16 protein-coding genes are annotated in these 19,456 nt (G+C 67.1%); 15 read left to right on the top strand and 1 reads right to left on the bottom strand.

Annotation, left to right across the window (positions count from 1 at the left end; translation table 11 throughout):
• Positions 1–253: 253 nt before the first annotated feature.
• The 5 genes from HWX36_RS35970 (at position 254) to HWX36_RS35950 (ending at position 4,421) form a co-directional block, all read left to right on the top strand.
• Positions 254–676: a rubrerythrin family protein gene (locus tag HWX36_RS35970; RefSeq protein WP_027791020.1), complete on the top strand. Its 423-nt coding sequence runs from the start codon at positions 254–256 to the stop codon at positions 674–676.
• 120 nt (positions 677–796) lie between these two features.
• A complete protein-coding gene (locus HWX36_RS35965) occupies positions 797–2,134 on the top strand; it encodes a heterodisulfide reductase-related iron-sulfur binding cluster (RefSeq protein ID WP_175958470.1) in 1,338 nt (445 codons plus the stop codon).
• Between the two features lie 31 nt (positions 2,135–2,165).
• Positions 2,166–2,747 carry a DUF3501 family protein gene (locus HWX36_RS35960; RefSeq protein WP_175958469.1) on the top strand — a complete coding sequence of 194 codons (582 nt, stop codon included), beginning with the start codon at positions 2,166–2,168 and terminating at the stop codon, positions 2,745–2,747.
• Positions 2,748–2,814: 67 nt separating this feature from the next.
• On the top strand, positions 2,815–3,252 hold the full coding sequence (locus tag HWX36_RS35955; protein WP_175958468.1) for a hypothetical protein: 438 nt from the start codon (positions 2,815–2,817) through the stop codon (positions 3,250–3,252).
• A gap of 227 nt (positions 3,253–3,479) precedes the next feature.
• Entirely contained in the window at positions 3,480–4,421 is a 942-nt protein-coding gene (locus tag HWX36_RS35950; protein ID WP_175958467.1) for a transposase, read from the top strand.
• A gap of 122 nt (positions 4,422–4,543) precedes the next feature.
• Here the strand turns inward: HWX36_RS35950 and HWX36_RS35945 are convergent, their stop codons facing one another.
• The gene (locus HWX36_RS35945) at positions 4,544–6,076 is read right to left on the bottom strand and encodes a mannose-1-phosphate guanylyltransferase/mannose-6-phosphate isomerase (protein ID WP_175958466.1); all 1,533 of its coding nucleotides are present in this window, start codon (positions 6,074–6,076) and stop codon (positions 4,544–4,546) included.
• Between the two features lie 428 nt (positions 6,077–6,504).
• Between HWX36_RS35945 and HWX36_RS35940 the strand changes: the two genes are divergently transcribed.
• From HWX36_RS35940 to HWX36_RS35895, 10 genes are all read left to right on the top strand, one after another.
• Positions 6,505–7,878, top strand: a complete 1,374-nt coding sequence (locus HWX36_RS35940; RefSeq protein WP_175958465.1) for an undecaprenyl-phosphate glucose phosphotransferase — start codon at positions 6,505–6,507, stop codon at positions 7,876–7,878.
• 80 nt (positions 7,879–7,958) lie between these two features.
• Entirely contained in the window at positions 7,959–9,371 is a 1,413-nt protein-coding gene (locus tag HWX36_RS35935; protein ID WP_175958464.1) for a UDP-glucose/GDP-mannose dehydrogenase family protein, read from the top strand.
• 30 nt (positions 9,372–9,401) lie between these two features.
• On the top strand, positions 9,402–9,845 hold the full coding sequence (locus HWX36_RS35930; protein ID WP_175958463.1) for a low molecular weight protein-tyrosine-phosphatase: 444 nt from the start codon (positions 9,402–9,404) through the stop codon (positions 9,843–9,845).
• Entirely contained in the window at positions 9,839–11,017 is a 1,179-nt protein-coding gene (locus HWX36_RS35925) for a polysaccharide biosynthesis/export family protein (RefSeq protein WP_175958471.1), read from the top strand. The genes HWX36_RS35930 and HWX36_RS35925 overlap by 7 nt, the downstream gene beginning before the upstream one ends.
• A 50-nt stretch (positions 11,018–11,067) precedes the next feature.
• Entirely contained in the window at positions 11,068–13,293 is a 2,226-nt protein-coding gene (locus tag HWX36_RS35920; RefSeq protein ID WP_175958462.1) for a polysaccharide biosynthesis tyrosine autokinase, read from the top strand.
• A gap of 64 nt (positions 13,294–13,357) precedes the next feature.
• Positions 13,358–14,317: a glycosyltransferase family 2 protein gene (locus HWX36_RS35915; protein ID WP_175958461.1), complete on the top strand. Its 960-nt coding sequence runs from the start codon at positions 13,358–13,360 to the stop codon at positions 14,315–14,317.
• Between the two features lie 49 nt (positions 14,318–14,366).
• A complete protein-coding gene (locus HWX36_RS35910; RefSeq protein WP_175958460.1) occupies positions 14,367–15,503 on the top strand; it encodes a glycosyltransferase family 4 protein in 1,137 nt (378 codons plus the stop codon).
• A 10-nt stretch (positions 15,504–15,513) separates the two neighbouring features.
• Positions 15,514–16,980 (top strand): glucose-6-phosphate isomerase, encoded by a 1,467-nt coding sequence (locus HWX36_RS35905; protein ID WP_175958459.1) that lies wholly within the window; start codon positions 15,514–15,516, stop codon positions 16,978–16,980.
• On the top strand, positions 16,977–18,161 hold the full coding sequence (locus HWX36_RS35900; protein WP_175958458.1) for a glycosyltransferase family 4 protein: 1,185 nt from the start codon (positions 16,977–16,979) through the stop codon (positions 18,159–18,161). Before HWX36_RS35905 ends, HWX36_RS35900 begins: the two co-directional genes overlap by 4 nt.
• Positions 18,161–19,327 carry a glycosyltransferase family 4 protein gene (locus HWX36_RS35895; protein WP_175958457.1) on the top strand — a complete coding sequence of 389 codons (1,167 nt, stop codon included), beginning with the start codon at positions 18,161–18,163 and terminating at the stop codon, positions 19,325–19,327. Before HWX36_RS35900 ends, HWX36_RS35895 begins: the two co-directional genes overlap by 1 nt.
• Positions 19,328–19,456 lie beyond the last annotated feature (129 nt).

The following is a 19,456-nucleotide window of genomic DNA, read 5'->3' as shown; positions in this document are numbered from 1 at the left end:
GCCCCGCACCCCAAGCCCCAAGCCCCAAGCCCCAAGCCCCAAGCCCCAAGCCCCGAGTGCGCCCGGCAGCGCGCCCCGCGCCCCGCGTCCCGCCAAGCACTATCGCCCGGATTGAAAAAGCCTATTGGGGGATGCGAACGCGAGCGCCTAGATTGAAGAGCACGATGCGCGCGCCCCGGCACACGCATCGTTCCCCACATACCTGATCGGCCCGGCTTCGCATGCGGCCGCGCCGACTCGAACGGAGGCGCAAATGGCTCAGCTCAAGGGCAGCAAAACCGAAGAGAACCTGAAGGCCGCGTTCGCGGGCGAATCGCAGGCGAACCGGCGCTATCTGTATTTCGCTTCGAAGGCTGACGTCGAAGGCCAGAACGACGTCGCTGCGCTGTTCCGCTCGACCGCCGAAGGCGAAACCGGCCATGCGCACGGCCATCTCGAATACCTGGAAGCCGTCGGCGATCCGGCAACGGGCTTGCCGTTCGGTTCGTCGCGGCAGAATCTCGAATCGGCGATCGCCGGCGAAACGCACGAATACACCGACATGTATCCGGGCATGGCGAAGACGGCGCGCGACGAGGGCTTCGACGAAATCGCGAACTGGTTCGAGACGCTCGCGAAGGCTGAGCGCAGCCACGCGAACCGCTACACGAAGGCGCTGGACAGTCTCGTCGACTGACGGGCCGCCCGCGGGCCGCACGGCAGGCCGTGCGACCGGCAAGCGGCCGGCTGTTCGTTCATCGCTGCCCGCATCGTGCGGGCGGCGCTGGCGCGCATGCGCGCCACGCTGGAGCGCCCCATGCCCCACAAGGAAGGCAGTCTCGAAGCCCCGACCCGGCATCCGCTCGACTGGCAGTCCGATGCGTTCTACGACCAGGCCGCGATCGATGCTGAAATGACGCGCGTGTTCGACATCTGCGCCGGGTGCCGGCGCTGCGTGTCGTTGTGCGGCGCGTTTCCGACGCTGTTCGATCTGGTCGACGACACGCCGATGGGCGATATCGAGGAGGTGCCGAAGGAAGCGTTCGGCAAGGTCGTGGACCAGTGCTACCTGTGCGACCTCTGCTACATGACGAAATGCCCGTACGTGCCGCCGCATGCATGGAACGTCGACTTTCCGCACCTGATGCTGCGCGGCAAGGCCGCGCGCTACCAGCGCGGCGAAGCGACACTGCGCGACAAGGTGCTGTCGAACACCGACGCGCTTGGCCACTTCGCGGGCATTCCGATCGTCACGCAGGCGGTGAACGCGGTAAACCGCACGCCGCCCGCGCGCCATGCGCTCGAGGCGACACTCGGTGTCGATCGCCATGCGTGGCTGCCGGAATTCGCGCCGCGCAAGTTCCGGCGCACGGCGAGGCCCTCGGACGGCTTGCCCGTGCGCGACGGCGAACGCACGCCCGGCAAGGTCGCGATCTACGCGACCTGCTACGTGAATTTCAACGAGCCCGGCATCGGTCACGACCTGCTCGCGATCCTCGCGCACAACGACATCCCGTACGAACTCGTCACGCGCGAAGCCTGCTGCGGGATGCCGCTGCTCGAGCAGGGCAATCTCGCCGGCGTGGCCGCGAAGAAGGACGTGAACCTGCCCGTGCTCGAACGCTACGCGCGCGAAGGCTATGCGCTGATCGGCGCGATCCCGAGCTGCGTGCTGATGTACAAGAGCGAGCTGCCGCTGATGTTCCCCGGCGACGAAGCAGTGCGCGCGGTGGCCGAAGCATTCTGGGATCCGTTCGAATACGTGATCGCTCGGCATCGCGACGGACTGCTGAAGACCGATTTCAAGACGGGCCTCGGCACCGTGTCGTATCACGTGCCGTGCCATGCGCGCGTGCAGAACATCGGCCGCAAAACGGCCGACGCGCTGTCGCTCGTGCCCGATACGCGCGTGAATGTCGTCGAGCGCTGCTCGGGCCACGCGGGCACGTTCGGCGTGAAGAAGGAATTTCACGCGGACGCGATGCGGATCGGCGGGCCCGTGTTCAAGGCGATGGCCGAACCGCAGCCGGATTTCGTGTCGTCGGACTGCGCGCTGGCCGGCCATCACATCGTGCAGGGCATCGACGACAAGGGGTTGCCATCCGCGCCGCTCGCCCATCCGCTCACGCTGCTGCGCCGCGCGTACGGCATCTGAGCCGCCGCCGGCCGACCCACGAGGCTCCCCCATGACGTTGATCCGCGATTCCCTGCTGACGCTCGAAGCGTACGCGAAGATCCGCAAGGCCGAACACGCGCGTCTCGTCGCGTACAAGCGCCGCCGCGCGGTGGCGCTCGGCAATCACCTGCGCTTGCTGTTCGAGGACGAGACGACGATCCGCTATCAGATCCAGGAGATGCTGCACATCGAGAAGATCTTCGACCAGGCCGGCATCGAAGGCGAGCTGGAAGCGTATCTGCCGCTCGTGCCCGACGGCACGAACCTGAAGGCGACGATGCAGATCGAGTACGAGCACGAGCTCGAACGCCGCGCGGCGCTGGCGCGGCTGATCGGCATCGAGGATCGCGTTTACCTGCAGGTCGACGGGCATGCGAGCGTCTACGCGATCGCCGACGAGGATCTCGAGCGCGACAACGCCGAGAAGACGTCGGCCGTGCACTTCCTGCGCTTCGAGCTCGGCGCGCCGATGCGCGCGGCGCTCAAGGGCGGGGCGGCGCTGTCGATCGGCTGCGATCACCCGGCGTACACGATGCCGGCGCAGCGCGTGGACGCGGACGTGACCGCCTCGCTCGCCGGCGATCTGCGCTGACGCGTCCGCTGCACGTCCGGCACGTCCTGCCGACCGGTCTCCTTTTTCCGTTCCGACCCGAAATGGGATGTCCGCCGCCGATGCGGCGCGATTGCTCGCCTGCCGCCGTGAAGATGTAACAAGCGTCGCGAGCTTGCGCGTGGCGAAAAATGTGCATCGTGCGTCACCGTGCTTTCATCACTCGCCGAGAAACAATAAAAATATTGTGCACGGAGATAATTTAAATCAAACGAATTCGAATGATTTACCGATTCGTGAATATATTGTTACGCTTTTTTCCCTGATTTACCGATGTCTGGCAGCAATGCGCGGGATTGTTGCCGGCAGGGAGTGGAGTGGCCCGAAAATGGCCATGAAAAGGTGTCCTTCATGCGCGGCGGAGCCCCGCCAGACGGGCTTTTGCAGCGGTGGCCATAAAGGTCTATCAAAAAAATTCAAGCGTAAATGCATTGCGCACCCATGGCGGGTTGTTTCAGTGCGTAACATTAAGTCATTGTCATATTGAGATAAACCCTAGGGATGGTATGCTTCGTGCACAAAAATTCCCACATTGGAGTGAGACCGTGATTTGTGCGTCGTTGCCGGGAATGGCGGCACCGTGAAAGTGCGGTGCCGCGCCGGCATGCACAACGTCGGATAACCATAATGTGCAACCTGGCCGCCCCGCGACGCGATGTGTCGCGACGGCGCCGCCAATCGCAGCCCCGGCCTGGCTGCGTGGAGAAATCGACTATGTTCTTCGATGAGCTTAACGATGAAGAGTGGTTTCGTCTTTCAACGCTGATCGCCGATGAACCCATCCGGCTGAACCGTCGTGGGCGTCCACGAGCCGAACCGCGCGTCGTTGCCAACGCGGTGCTCTGGATCCTGACGACCGGTGAAGCCTGGTCGAAGCTGCCCGGTCGCTATCCGTCCGGGCCGACGTGCCGTCGCCGTTACGAGGAATGGCTGGCGTCCGGCACGCTGCTGCAGATGATCGACGTGCTGACCCAGTTCAGCGGGCGCACGTTCGCGTATATCCCGCCGCCGCCGGCGCCGGTCGTGTCCGCGCGTCGTGCCGAGCCCGCGCCCGACAACGATCGCTTGCGCGGCGTGTTCTGGCAGAACCCCGAATCGTGGCAATTGCCGGTCGCTCAGGCAAACGTTTGGCAGGGCGAGGGCGCGTCGCTGAGCGCGATGCCGGTCGATGAGGTGGTCGATCCGTCAGCCGTGTCGTTCGCGGTGCCCGGGGCGCCGTCGAGAGAGCTGCGCCCTGCGCGTGCGTCGTCGGCGAGCTTCGCCGCGGCCGAACCGCAAGTCGACGAATATCGCGGCTATACGATCTACGGCATTGCGCAGCCGGTGCAGAACCTGATGTATCGCGCGTGGGCCGAGATTTCGCAGCAAGGCCGGCGCGTCGAGCGCTCGGGCCTGATCGGCCCGCGTTTCACCGATGCCGAGGAAGCCGAGCAGTTCGCGCTCGACTGGGCACGCCAGTGGATCGATCGCCATGGCGCGAGCGACGAACCGGCGCGCGAGCCGCAAGGCGAGGTGCTGGCCGGCCTGTCCGCGCTCGCGCGTGCGGAGTCCGACATCAAGCGCTTCATCGCCGAGCGTCGCGCGACCACGCTGTCCGAAAGCCGCAACGATCCGGTGCAGCCGGAGCGCCGCGAGTACGTGTACCGCGTCGGCTGATCGCCGTTCCGCTGAAACGCGCGGGCCGTCGTGTGCCACGACGCCCGCGCGGAAGTCCCGTCACTCCATGCCTGCGTTGCCCGGGGCGCCGCCGTCGAAGCGGCGCCCCGCGTGCACGTGCGTTACTGCCGGCCGTAGGTATCGTCGAAGCGGACGATGTCGTCCTCGCCGAGATATGCGCCCGACTGCACCTCGATCAGCTCGAGCGGCATCTTGCCCGGGTTCTCCAGTCGGTGCGACACGCCGAGCGGGATGTACGTCGATTCGTTTTCGGACAGCAGGAACGTTTCGTCGCCGCGCGTGATGCGCGCGGTGCCGCAGACGACGATCCAGTGTTCGGCACGGTGGTGGTGCATCTGCAGCGACAGGCGTGCACCCGGTTTCACGACGATGCGTTTCACCTGGAAGCGTTCGCCCATGTCGACCGAGTCGTAGTGGCCCCACGGGCGATGCACCTTGCGGTGATCGGTCGCTTCCGCGCCGCGTTGCGCCTTGATGTGCCCGACGATTTTCTTCACGTCCTGCACGCGCGACTTGTCCGCGACGAGTACGGCGTCGGGCGTTTCGACGACGACGAGGTTCTGCGTGCCGACGCAGGCGACCAGGCGGCTTTCCGAATGCGCGAACGTCGATTCCGCGCCTTCGAACAGCACGTGGCCGCGGCCGACGTTCTCGGCCTCGTCCTTCGGCGAGATCTGCCAGATCGCGTCCCACGATCCGACGTCCGACCAGCCGGCGTCGAGCGGCACGACGACGCTTTCACACAGTTGCGGCAGGCTGGCGAGCGGCTCCATCACCGCGTAGTCGATCGAGTTCGACGGCGACGCGGCGAATGCGTCGCGATCGATGCGGAAGAAATCGCCATCGGCCTTGCCCTGGGCGACGGCCTGCTCGCAGGCCGCATGGATCGCCGGTTCGAACTGGCGGATCGCCTTCAGCCAGACCGATGCGCGTACGATGAAGATGCCGCTGTTCCACCAGTATTCGCCCGATGCGACGTACTGCTGAGCGAGTTCGAGATGCGGTTTCTCGACGAAACGGTCGAGGCGGCGCACGTCGAGGCTGCCCGTGGCGGCGTCGCCGAGCGGCGCGCCGACACGGATGTAGCCGTAGCCGGTTTCCGCGTGCTTGGGCACGATGCCCAGCGTCGCGATCTTGCCTTGCGCCGCGCAGTGCACGCCGGCCGCGACGGCCGCGTGAAAGCGCGGCAGGTCGGCGACCGCGTGGTCGGCCGGCATCACGGTCATCACCGCATCGTTGCCGCCGGCGACCAGCCGCAACGCGGCGAGCGTCAGCGCGGGCGCGGTGTCGCGGCCGAGCGGCTCGAGCATGATCGACGCCGGTTTGCCGGTCAGGCGCAGCTGTTCGGCGGTGGTGAAGCGGTGATCCTCGCCGCATACGATCAGCACGTCGTCGTTCAGCGGATGGTCGGCCGTCAGGCCGTCGAGGCGCAGCGCGGTCGATTGCAGCAGCGAATGTTCGCCGAGCAGGCCGATCAGCTGCTTCGGAAAACGTTCGCGCGACATCGGCCACAGGCGCGTGCCGGACCCGCCGGCGAGAATCACCGGTTGCACGGCGACGCGCGTGCCGGCGGCGGGGGCGGGGGCGGCGGAAGCAGAGTGGCGCGTTTCGGCAGCCACGGCCGGAGCATTCATGAGGACACTCTCCACGGTTGAAGTCAGTGCCTGTCGTTGTAGCACGAAGTAAATCGACAATAAAACCGGATCCATTGCCGGATATTCGCCATGAATTCATCCGGAAGGATTTCTCGCGCTGGCATCCGATGCAATTAAAAAAATAAAAAATAAATCCTTTTATCGGCTGGCCTTGACCGCCAGAAAAGGGTGAGCGGAAATCGTAAAGCTTCCGAAAAATTCCCGGTCCGCGAGCGTTTCGGGAAAACCTGCCGATTTAATTCAAAAACTTCCCGGAAATAATTTCCGATTATTTTTCGAAATACTTGTACGCTTGAGCCGAAAATTTCTTACCGCTTCAATAACAGCATGCAAGGTTTGAATCGAAGGTGCGGCACCGGTCGCACGAGGAGCTGTTCGGCAAACGCCTGTTCAAAGAGGAAGCAGACATGTTGAGCGTGCTGGCGAGAGTCATCGATATCGCGATGGTCGTGACGGGGGCGCTGATCGCCGCCGCGCTGCACGGCGGCAGCATCTGGCTCAACGATCTGCAGCGCACGATGATGCTGTTCGATTGCCTGCTCGTCGTCGTGTGTTTTCCCGCCTTCGGCATTTACCAGTCCTGGCGCGGCAAGCGTCTCGTCGGGCTGGTGGGGCGGGTGGCGTTCGCGTGGCTCGTGGTCGAACTCGCGGGCATCCTGTTGAGCTTCAGCTTTCATCAGTCGGGCGACCTGTCGCGGTTGTGGCTGGGTTACTGGGCGCTCGCGACGATGACGCTGCTCGCCGGCTCGAAGTCCTGCGTGCACGTCGTGCTGCGGCAACTGCGCCGCGGCGGCTACAACCTGAAGGCGGTCGCGATCGTCGGCGGCACGCCGGCGGCGCGGCGGCTGATCGCGCAGATGCGGGCACGGCCGGAAGCCGGCTTCAACCCGGTGTGCGTCTACGACGAAAGCGAAGCGCCGGGCGAAGTCGCGCTCGACGACGTGCGCATCGAGCGGCAGTTCGAATCGCTGGTGTGGCTGGTGCGCAGCCGCGCGATCAGCGAGCTGTGGCTCACGCTGCCGATCACGGAGGAACGCCGGATTCACCATATCGTGACGGTGTTCCGCCACGACTTCGTGAATATCCGCTTCATCCCGGACGTGCGCACGCTGTCGTTCTTCAACCAGGAAGTGGTCGAGGTGCTCGGCGTGCCGGCGATCAACCTCGCGGCGTCGCCGATCACCGACGTGCGGATCCTGCCGAAGTTCGTGTTCGACCGGCTGTTCGCGCTGGCGGCGCTCACGGCGCTCGCGCCGGTGATGGTGCTGATCGCCGGCCTGATCAAGCTGACGTCGCGCGGGCCGGTGTTCTTCCGCCAGAAGCGCAAGGGCATCGACGGGCACGAGTTCGAGATCTACAAGTTCCGCTCGATGAAGGTGCACCAGGAAGCGGCGGGCCAGGTCACGCAGGCGAAGAAGAACGATTCGCGCGTGACGCCGGTCGGCCGGTTCCTGCGCCGCACGAGCCTCGACGAGCTGCCGCAGTTCATCAACGTGCTGAAGGGCGAGATGTCGGTCGTTGGCCCGCGTCCGCATGCGCTTGCGCACGACGACATCTACAAGGATCTGGTCAAGGGCTACATGTTCCGTTACCGGATCAAGCCGGGCATCACCGGATGGGCGCAGATCAACGGCTATCGCGGCGAGACCGACCAGATCGAGAAGATGATGGGACGCGTGAGGCTCGATCTGTACTACATGCAGAACTGGTCGTTCTGGCTCGACATCAAGATCGTCGTGCTGACGCTCTGGAAAGGCTTCACCGGCAGCAACGCGTACTGAGTACCGGGTACCGAGGTCGCGCCGCGCAGGCATTCCGGTTTTACGAATTTCGAATCATTGGTCAAGAGGTCCGACACATCATGAATCTGACTATCATCGGCAGCGGTTACGTAGGTCTTGTCACCGGCGCCTGTCTCGCCGACATCGGGCACGACGTGTTCTGTCTGGACGTCGACCAGGCAAAGATCGACATCCTGAACAACGGCGGCGTGCCGATCCACGAGCCGGGCCTCAAGGAAGTGATCGCGCGCAATCGCGCGGCCGGCCGCCTGCGTTTCTCGACCGATATCGAGGCCGCGGTCGCGCACGGCGACGTGCAGTTCATCGCGGTCGGCACGCCGCCCGACGAGGACGGTTCGGCCGACCTGCAATACGTGCTCGCGGCCGCCCGCAACATCGGCCGCACCATGACGGGTTTCAAGGTGATCGTCGACAAGTCGACGGTGCCGGTCGGCACGGCCGAGCGCGTGCGTGCGGCGGTGGCGGAAGAACTCGCGAAGCGCGGCGGCGACCAGATGTTCTCGGTCGTGTCGAACCCGGAATTCCTGAAGGAAGGCGCGGCGGTCGACGATTTCACGCGTCCGGACCGCATCGTGATCGGTTGCGACGACGACGTGCCGGGCGAGCGCGCCCGCGAGCTGATGAAGAAGCTCTACGCGCCGTTCAACCGCAACCACGAACGCACGCTGTACATGGACGTGCGCTCGGCCGAGTTCACGAAATACGCGGCGAACGCGATGCTCGCGACCCGCATCTCGTTCATGAACGAGCTGGCGAACCTCGCCGACCGCTTCGGCGCGGACATCGAGGCCGTGCGCCGCGGGATCGGCTCCGATCCGCGCATCGGCTATCACTTCCTGTATGCCGGCTGCGGCTACGGCGGCTCGTGCTTTCCGAAGGACGTCGAGGCGCTGATCCGCACGGCCGACGAGCACGGGCAGGCGCTGCAGATCCTGAAGGCGGTGTCGTCGGTCAACGCCACGCAAAAGCGCGTGCTCGCCGAGAAGATCGTCGCGCGTTTCGGCGAGGACCTGACCGGCCGCACGTTCGCGATCTGGGGCCTCGCGTTCAAGCCGAACACCGACGACATGCGCGAGGCGCCGAGCCGCGAGCTGATCGCCGAGCTGCTGTCGCGCGGCGCGCGCATCGCCGCGTACGACCCGGTCGCGCAGCAGGAAGCGCGCCGCGTGATCGCGCTCGATCTCGCCGATCACCCGAGCTGGCTCGAGCGCCTGACGTTCGTCGACGACGAGGCGCAGGCCGCACGCGATGCCGACGCGCTCGTGATCGTCACCGAATGGAAGATCTTCAAGAGCCCCGACTTCGTCGCGCTCGGCCGCCTGTGGAAAGCGCCGGTGATCTTCGACGGCCGCAACCTGTACGAGCCGGAGACGATGAGCGAGCTGGGCATCGAGTACCACCCGATCGGCCGGCCGGGCTCGCGCCAGGCCGTCGCCGCCCGTGTGCCGGGCACCGCGCCCGCAAGCGCGTAACCCGTTTCCCGTCACTCGTTACGAGACGCCATGTTCCGGAACATCCTGATCGTCTGCCACGCGAACGTCTGCCGCAGCCCGGCGGCGGAAATGCTGTTCAAGTCGCACGCCGCGTCGCGCGGCGGCCCGCGCCCGACGTTCCACTCGGCCGGCGTGCATGCGAACGACGGCGACGGCATCGATCCGGTGATGCGTCAACTGCTCGCCGAGCACGGCGTCGACGCGACGACCCATCGCTCGCGGCGGCTGTCGCGCCGGATCGTGCGCGACGCCGACCTGATTCTCGTCAGCGAGCGCGGACAGATTGCGGCCGTCGAGTCGGTCGATCCGTTCGCGCGCGGCAAGGTCCACCTGCTCGGCAAGTGGGAAGGCGCCGAGATCGCCGATCCGCACGGCGGCCCCGAGGCCGATTACCGCGAAAGCTACTCACTGATCGAACGCCTGGTTCAAGGATGGCTACAGAAACTATGCTGAAACGCCCGATGCGCCCGGTGGCGCTTGCCGTCGCGCTGGCGACTTTCCTGTCGGCCTGTGCAACCGCGCCCGGCAACTACCTCGACTCGTCGAACCTGAAGGACGAAGGCCGGCAGCAAGCGGCCGAAACCTATCCGGTTCATTACATCGACGCCCAAGTGGTGATGGACCAGTTGCAGAAAGCGCAGGTCGACCATCCGCTGCCGCCCGGCCGTTTTACCGATCCGTCGGAGTACGTGTACCGCGTCGGCCCGCAGGACATCCTCGGCGTCACCGTGTGGGACCACCCCGAGCTGACGACGCCGCAGGGTCAGTCGTTCTCGAGCGGCGGCAACACGACGCAGTCGGTCGCGGGTGCGCTGCAGCAGCCGTATACGACCGCGCTGCCGGGCCAGGCCGACCCGTACGGCCAGACGGTCGCCGCCGACGGCACGATCTTCTTCCCGTTCGTCGGCCGCATCAAGGTGGCCGGCAAGACGGTCGCGCAGATTCGCGAGCAGATGGCCACCTCGCTGTCGCGTTACGTGAAGAATCCGCAGCTCGACGTGCGCGTGCTGTCGTTCCGCAGCCAGAAGGTGCAGGTGACGGGCGAGGTGAAGCAGCCGGGCCCGCTCGCGGTGAGCGATGTGCCGCTGACGCTCGTCGACGCGATCTCGCGCTCGGGCGGCTCGACCAGCGAGGCCGACCTGCAGCGCGTGCGCCTGACGCGCGACGGCAAGCTCTACACGCTCGACGCGAACGGCGTGCTCGATCGCGGCGAGGTGAGGCAGAACGTGATGCTGCAGCCGGGCGACATCGTCAACGTGCCGGACCGCAGCGACAGCCGCGTGTTCATCATGGGCGAGGTCAAGACGCCGGTCACGGTGCCGATGCTCAAGGGCAAGCTGACGATCGCCGACGCGCTGACCGCGGGCGGCGGCATCCTCGATACCGACGCGAACCCGCGCAAGATCTACGTGATGCGCGGCATGCGCGACAACCCGACGAAGCCTGAAGTGTTCCGTCTCGACATGACGCAGCCGGATGCGCTGATGTTGTCGAGCCGCTTCCCGCTTCAACCGCTCGACGTCGTCTACGTCAGCACGGCCGGCTCGGTGCAGTTCAACCGTGTGTTGCAGCAGGTGCTGCCGACGATCCAGACGATCTTCTACATGCGGCAGATCACGCGCTGATAGCCCGCCGGGGCGGCGTCTCCGCCCCGGCACCACTCAAGCGGGAACGAATGGTGAACACGCAAGCGAAACACTCCTACGCGGATCTGTCCGCGAAAACCGAGGAAGAGGACGTCGTCCTCGGCCAGTTGCTCCAGGTGATCATGGACGACATCTGGCTGCTGCTCGGCATCGCGGCCACGGTCGTCGCGCTCGCCGGCCTGTACTGCTATATCGCGAAGCCGGTCTACCAGGCCGACGTGCACGTGCGGGTCGAGAGCAACGACAACACGTCGCAGGCGCTCACGCAGACGCAGACCGGCGCGACGATCAACACCGGTCCGCAGCAGGCGCAGACCGATGCGGAAATCGAGATCATCAAGAGCCGCGGCGTGGTCGCGCCGGTGGTCGAGCAATTCAAGCTGAACTTCTCGGTCGCGCCGAAGACGCTGCCGGTGATCGGCAGCCTCGCCGCGCGCATCGCGACGCCGGGCGCCCCGGCCCGGCCGTGGCTCGGCCTGAAATCGTATGCATGGGGCGGCGAAGTCGCCGACGTCGATTCGATCAACGTCGTGCCCGCGCTCGAAGGCAAGAAGCTGACGCTGACGGCCGGCCCGAACGGCACCTATTCGCTCGTCGACCAGAACGGCATGCGGCTGCTGTCGGGCCACGTCGGCGAATCGGCGCAGGGCGGCGGCGTGACCCTGCTCGTGTCGAAGCTCGTCGCGCGCCCCGGCACGCAGTTCACGGTGGTGCGCTTCAACGATCTCGACGCGATCAGCGGCTTCCAGACAGGCATCCAGGTGACCGAGCAGGGCAAGCAGACGGGCGTCGTGCAGATCTCGCTCGAAGGCAAGGATCCGGACCAGACCGCCGCGATCGCGAACGCGCTCGCGCAGTCGTACCTGAACCAGCACGTGGTCGCGAAGCAGGCCGAGGCGACCAAGATGCTCGACTTCCTGAAGGGCGAGGAGCCGCGCCTGAAGGCCGACCTCGAACGCGCGGAAGCCGCGCTGACGCAGTACCAGCGCACGTCGGGCTCGATCAACGCGAGCGACGAGGCGAAGGTCTACCTCGAGGGCAGCGTGCAGTACGAGCAGCAGATCGCCGCGCAGCGCCTGCAGCTCGCGTCGCTCGCGCAGCGCTTCACCGATTCGCACCCGATGGTGATCGCCGCGAAGCAGCAGCTCGCGGAGTTGCAGGGCGAGAAGGACAAGTTCAGCAACCGCTTCCGCAGCCTGCCGGCCACCGAAGTGAAGGCCGTCCAGCTGCAGCGTGACGCGAAGGTTGCCGAGGACATCTACGTGCTGCTGCTGAACCGCGTGCAGGAGCTGTCGGTGCAGCGGGCCGGCACGGGCGGCAACATCCACCTCATCGATTCCGCGCTGCGTCCGGGCGATCCGGTCAAGCCGAAGAAGGTGCTGATCCTGTCGGCCGCGGTGTTCCTCGGGCTGATCCTCGGCACGGGCGTCGTGTTCCTGAGCCGCAACCTGTTCCAGGGCATCGAGGATCCCGACCGCATCGAGCGCGCGTTCAACCTGCCGCTGTACGGGCTGGTGCCGCAAAGCGCCGAGCAGGTGAAGCTCGATGCACAGGCCGAGAAGGGCGGCAGCCGCGCGCGGCCGATCCTCGCGAACCTGCGTCCGAAGGATCTCAGCGTCGAGAGCCTGCGCAGCCTGCGCACCGCGATGCAGTTCGCGATGATGGACGCGAAGAACCGCGTGATCGTGCTGACGGGCCCGACGCCCGGCATCGGCAAGAGCTTCCTGACGGTCAACCTCGCGGTGCTGCTCGCGCATTCGGGCAAGCGCGTGCTGCTGATCGACGCGGACATGCGCCGCGGCCTGCTCGATCGCTACTTTGGCCTCACGTCGCAGCCGGGCCTGTCCGAGCTGCTGAGCGACCAGTCGGCGCTCGAGGAAGCCGTGCGCGAGACGCCGGTGCAGGGCCTGTCGTTCATCGCGGCCGGCACGCGTCCGCCGAACCCGTCGGAGCTGCTGATGTCGACGCGCCTGCCGCAATACCTCGAAGGGCTCGGCAAGCGCTACGACGTGATCCTGATCGATTCGCCGCCGGTGCTCGCGGTGACCGACGCGACGATCATCGGCCGCATGGCCGGCTCGACGTTCCTCGTGCTGCGCTCGGGCATGCACACCGAGGGCGAGATCGCCGACGCGATCAAGCGCCTGCGCACCGCGGGCGTCGACCTGGAAGGCGGGATCTTCAACGGCGTGCCGCCGAGGGCGCGCGGCTACGGCCGCGGCTATGCGGCCGTGCATGAATACCTGAGCGCCTGATGCGCACCGCACGTAACCGGGCGGGCAGCGAGCGTTGCCCGCCCGGCCGACAGGAGAACCAACGATGAAAATTTCCGTGCTCGTTCCGACCTATCGGCGTCCCGCCGACCTCGCGCGCTGCCTGCTGGCGTTGCAGCGGCAGCAGCGGCTGCCCGACGAGGTGATCGTCGTCGCGCGCCCGGAGGATGACGCCACGCACGAACGGCTCGCCGATCCGGCGGCCGGCGGCGCGCTGCCGCTGCGCATCGTACCGGTCGACGTGCCGGGCCAGGTCGCCGCGCTGAACAAGGGGCTCGACTCGGCGAACGGCGACATCGTCGCGATCACCGACGACGACGCCGCCCCCCACCCCGACTGGCTCGCGCGCGTCGAATCGGTGTTCGAAGCCGATCCGCGCGTGGGTGCGGTCGGCGGGCGCGACTGGGTGCACGAGAAGGGCCGCGTGCTCGACGAATCGCGCGAGCTCGTCGGCCAGCTCACGCTGTCCGGCAAGATCGTCGGCAATCATCATCTCGGCGTCGGCGGCCCGCGCGAAGTCGACATGCTGAAAGGCGCGAACATGAGCTACCGCCGCGCCGCGATCGAGCGGCTGCGCTTCGACACGCGGCTGCGCGGCGCCGGCGCGCAGGTGCACAACGACATGGGTTTCAGCATGCAGGTGCAGCGCGACGGCTGGAAGCTCGTCTACGACCCGGCGATCGCGGTCGATCATTTTCCGGCCGAGCGCTTCGACGACGACCGGCGCGATGCCGCGTCGCTGAATGCGATCGGCAACGGCGCGTACAACCTGCACCTGATCCTGCGCGAGCACCTTCCGCCGGTCCGGCGCGAGATCGCGTGGTGGTGGTGGACGCTGGTCGGTACGCGCGTCTACCCGGGCCTCGCGCACGTGCTGCTGTCGCTGCCTACGGCGAAGCGCGAGCGGACCCGGGCGCACTGGCGCGCGGTGCGCCGCGGCGCGCGCGATGCCCGCCGCGCGAACCTTGCCCCCCATCGTGCGGCGATGCCGCCGGTGACGTCTTGAACGCGCCGCGCGCGCCACGCCGCGCGGCCGAACCCGGAGAAGGGCTCGAATGACTGCAACCAAGGTTCACGTCCACCTGTTTCACGGCGCCGATCCGCGTACCTACCGGAAAGGCGAGAACATCGGCTGCCTGTACGGTTATCACCATGCCGAATCCGACGAATTCCGGCTGACCTATTCGCAGGACGGCGGCGAGAGCCGCGTCGCCAGCCTCGCGCGCCGCGCGCTGAAGGCGGCGCTCGGCTTCGACGTCGTGCATGCGTGGCGCAACCGCGCCGCGCTGCTGAATACCGACGTGATCTGGACGCACACGGAACAGGAGCATCTGGCCGCTGCGCTGATCCTGAAGCTCGCCGGCGCGCAGGGCAAGCGCCCGCTGCTGCTCGCACAGAGCGTCTGGCTGTTCGACAAGTGGGGCAGCTTCGGCGGCGCGCGCCGCTGGCTGTACCGCAAGCTGCTCGCGCGCGCCGACGCGTTGACCACGCTCGCCCGCGACAACGCCGACCTGTGCCGCCGCTACCTCGGGCGCGAGGCCGAGTTCGTCTACTACGGGCTGAACACGCAGGATTTCCCGCTCACCGAGCCGCGGCAGTGGCAACCGAACCGGCCGTTGCGGATCGCGGCGATCGGCAACGACCGCGACCGCGACTGGCGCACGTTCCTCGCCGCGTTCGGCGGCGACGAACGCTACGACGTGCGGCTCGCGACGCGGCGCCGCGTGCCGCGCGAGTGGCATGCGCCGAACGTGAAGATCGGCTCGGCATCGGGGCTCGCGAAGCAGCACGAGCTGTACGCGTGGGCCGACGTGATCGTCGTGCCGCTGCGGCCGAACTTCCATGCGTCGGGCATCACGGTGATGCTCGAGGCGGCGGCCGTCGGCAAGCCGATGATCGTGTCCGACGTCGGCGGGCTCGGCGACTACTTCCCGCACGATACGGCCGCCTACGTGCCGGCCTTCGATGCGCAGGCGATGCGCCAGGCCGCCGATCGCTTCGCGGCCGATCCGGTCGCGGCGCTCGGCTGCGCGCGGGCCGCCGCCGCGTGCCTGCGCGAGCGCGACCTGACCACGCAGGCGTTCGCCGAGCAGCACGTGCGGATCACGCGCGACATGCTGCGCCGGCGCCGGACGCCGGCAGCCGCGGGCCTGGCGATGCCGCTCGCGGATTCGCGCCCGTCGTCGCGGTGAGAGCGGATCGATGAGTACGATTGCCGCCGAACGCGCGCCGTCGCGCAAACGCAACTGGCTTCCCGAGCCGAAACACTGGGTCGGGCAGGCCGGGCTGTGGACGTTCACGGCCGCGCTGATCGCCATTCACCAGGGCAAGGTGCTGACGCTCGCGTTTCCGGTGCTGGCCATCGCGGTCGGCATCTGGCTGTATTTCAAGAGCCCGGCGCGCTACGTCGGCTTCATGTGGTGGGTGTGGTTCCTGAGCCCGGAAGTGCGGCGTCTCGCCGACTGGTCGAAGGGCGCGTTCACGCCGACGAGCCTGATCCAGGTCGCGCCGCTCGCGGTGACGATGATCGCCGGCTTCGGGCTGATCCGGCATTACCGCGTGCTCGCGCAGCGGCGCGGGATCCCGATCCTGCTGATGCTGTTCGGGCTCACCTATGCGTACCTCGTCGGGATCGTATCGAGCGGCGTGATGGCCGCGACCTACGACCTCGCGAACTGGGTGTACCCGGTGCTGATCGGCTTCCACATCATGGTCAACGCGCGCGACTACCCCGAATACCGTGACGTGCTGCTGTCCACGTTCATGTGGGGCATGCTCGTGATGGGCGTATACGGCGTCGTGCAGTACTTCGTGATGCCGCAGTGGGACGTGCTGTGGATGATCGGTTCCGACATGGGCTCGCAGGGCGAGCCGGTGCCGTACGGCGTGCGCGTGTTCAGCACGATGAACTCGTCGGGGCCGTTCGCGTTCGCGATGATGGGCGCGCTGGTGTTCGTGCTCGCGGCGCCGCAGAAGATCCGCTGGTTCGCCGGGGCGGCCGGCTTCGTGTCGTTCGCGCTGTGTCTCGTGCGCTCGACGTGGGGCGGCTGGGTGATCGCGCTGGCGATCCAGCTCGCGCAGTCGAACAACCGCGTGCGGATGCGGATCCTGGTCAGCGGCGTCGTGCTGGTCGGGCTGTGCGTGCCGTTGCTGACCGTCGGGCCGGTGGCCGATCGTCTCGGCCAGCGTCTGCAGTCGATCACGAACCTGAAGGACGACCGCAGCTACGACGACCGCAACAAGTTCTACGCCACCTTCGCGCAGACGGCGTTCACCGACGTCGCCGGCGAAGGGATGGGCGCGACGGGGGCATCCACGAAGCTGTCGAGCGACAGCGGCGAGCTCGGCAAGTACGGCAGCTTCGACAGCGGCGTGATGAACGTGCCGTTCGTGCTCGGCTGGCCTGGCACGCTGCTGTACCTCTCGGGCGTCGTGATGCTGTTCGGCCGCACGCTGCGCGCGGCGTTCCGGCTGCGCAAGGACAAGTTCGTCGGCGCGTGCCTGAGCCTGTGCCTGTCGACCTTCGCGATGCTCGTGTTCACGAACTCGCTGATCGGCACGGGCGGCCTGTTGATGTTTACAGCCATTTTTTCGATTCTTTCCGCGGCGCACTGGCAAAAGGCACAACGCCTGCTGGCCGCCGCGCGTTTACGGGGAGGCGACCATTGAGAATCGCGATCGTCACGCACGTCGTGCGACATAACGACGGGCAGGGCCGCGTCAATTACGAAATCGCGCGCGCGGCGCTGGCAGAGCACTACGAGGTCACGCTGGTCGCGTCGCACGTCGCGCCGGAGCTGCTGGCCGACCCGCGCGTGCGCTGGGTGCCGGTGAAGGTCGGCGGCTTCTGGCCGTCGAATCTCGTCAGGCAGCAGGTGTTCGCGCTGAAGAGCGCGGCCTGGCTGCGCGCGCACCGCGGCGAGTACGACGTGCTGCACGTGAACGGCTTCATTTCGTGGATCAAGGCCGACGTGAATACCGCGCACTTCGTGCATGGCGGCTGGTTCAAGAGTCCGTACTATCCGTTCGGGCCGACGAAAGGGCTGTGGTCGGCTTATCAGTATGTCTACACGCGCGTGAACACGACGCTCGAGCGCTGGGCGTACCGGCGTTCGCGTGCGATCACGGCCGTATCGCAGAAGGTGGCCGACGAGATCGCCGGGCTCGGCATCGACAGCCGCAAGATCAGCGTGATCTACAACGGTGTCGACGCCAGCGCGTTCGCGGGCGCCGTGGCCGACCGCGCCGCGTTCAAGCTGCCGGCCGATGCGTTCCTGCTGCTGTTCGTCGGCGACCTGCGCACGCCGCGCAAGAACCTCGGCACCGTACTTCGGGCGTTGACGAAGCTGCCGGCGAACGTGCATCTGGCGGTGGCCGGCTATCTGCCCGGCAGCCCGTATCCGGAAGAGGCGCGCGCGCTCGGCATCGATTCGCGCGTGCATTTCCTCGGTCTCGTGAAAAACATGCCGACGCTGATGCGCTCGGTCGACGCCTACGTGTTTCCGTCGCGCTACGAAGCGATGAGCCTGTCGCTGCTCGAGGCGATGGCGGCCGGGCTGCCGGTCGTCACCGCGCGTACGGCGGGCGGAGCGGAAATCATCACGCGCGAATGCGGGATCGTGCTGGAGGATCCGGACGATCCGGCCGCACTCGCACAGGCGATCGGCGCGCTCGCGGCATCGCGCGACACCTGCCGCGCGATGGGCGACGCGGCCCGCGAACTGATGTCCCGTTTCGGCTGGGCGCACATGGGCGCCCAGTATGTCGCGCTCTACCGGCGCATCGGCCAACCCACGCAGCCGTCCGCTTTCGAGCGGGTCGAGCATGCAGTCACCCAGGAGCAATCTTGATGTCCCAATCCTCCCGGCCGATCAAATCGTTGCAAATCGGCATGCACTGGTTCCCCGAACGTGCGGGCGGCCTTGACCGGATGTACTACTCGCTCGTCGGCGCGCTGCCGGGCGCGGGCGTCGAGGTGCGCGGGCTCGTTGCCGGCTCGCCGAAGGTCGCCGACGATACGGATGGCGCGATCCAGGGCTTCGGCCCCGCCTCGGAATCGCTTGCGCGCCGGATGCTCGCCGCGCGTCGCGCGCTGCGCGAGGAGATCCGCAGCGAGCGGCCGGACGTGATCTCGTCGCACTTCGCGCTGTACACGTTCCCGGGCCTCGACGTCACGCGCGGAATTCCGCAGGTGTCGCACTTCCAGGGGCCGTGGGCCGACGAAAGCCAGGTCGAGGGCGCCGCGTCGCTCGGGCAGCGCGCGAAGCGCTATCTCGAACAGGCCGTCTATATGCGTTCGTCGCGGCTGATCGTGCTGTCGCAGGCCTTTGGCCAGATCCTGACGAACCGCTACGGGATCGAGCCGTCGCGCGTGCGCGTGATTCCCGGCTGCGTCGATACCGCGCAGTTCGATACGCCGCTCACACCGGCCGAGGCCCGGCACAAGCTGCAACTGCCGCAGGATCGGCCGATCGTGCTGGCCGTGCGCCGGCTCGTGCGGCGCATGGGGCTGGAGGACCTGATCGATGCGATCGGCCTCCTCAAGCACCGTCACCCGGACGTGCTTTTGCTGATCGCCGGCAAGGGCAAGATCGGCGAGGAACTGCAGCAGCGCATCGATGCGGCCGGGCTGCAGGACAACGTGAAGCTGCTCGGCTTCGTGCCCGACAACCATCTCGCGGCGCTGTACCGCGCGGCGACGGTCAGCGTCGTGCCGACGGTCGCGCTCGAAGGCTTCGGGCTGATCACCGTCGAATCGCTCGCGTCCGGCACGCCCGTGCTGGTTACCCCAGTGGGCGGGCTGCCGGAGGCGGTTGCCGGGCTGTCCGACGATCTCGTGCTGCCGTCCACGGGTGCGGACGCGATCGCGGAAGGGCTCGGTGCCGCGTTGTCGGGCGCGATCACGCTGCCCGACGAGGCCGCGTGCAAGCGCTATGCACGCGATCATTTCGACAATGCGGTGATCGCGCGGCGCGTTGCCGGCGTGTACGAGGAGGCGATCCGGGCGGCAGGCTGAGCGCTTACGGCGCGCAACCTGCGCGCCGAACCGGGAGCGGAACCGGGAGCGGAACCGGGAGCGGAACCGGGAGCGGAACCGGGAGCGGAACCGGGAGCGGAACCGGGAGCGGAACCGGGAGCGGAACCG

Source organism: Burkholderia sp. BCC0405 (assembly GCF_902833075.1).
Taxonomy (GTDB): Bacteria; Pseudomonadota; Gammaproteobacteria; order Burkholderiales; family Burkholderiaceae; genus Burkholderia.
Note: the sequence above shows the minus strand (reverse complement) of the source record. Positions and strands in the feature narration are given on the sequence as shown.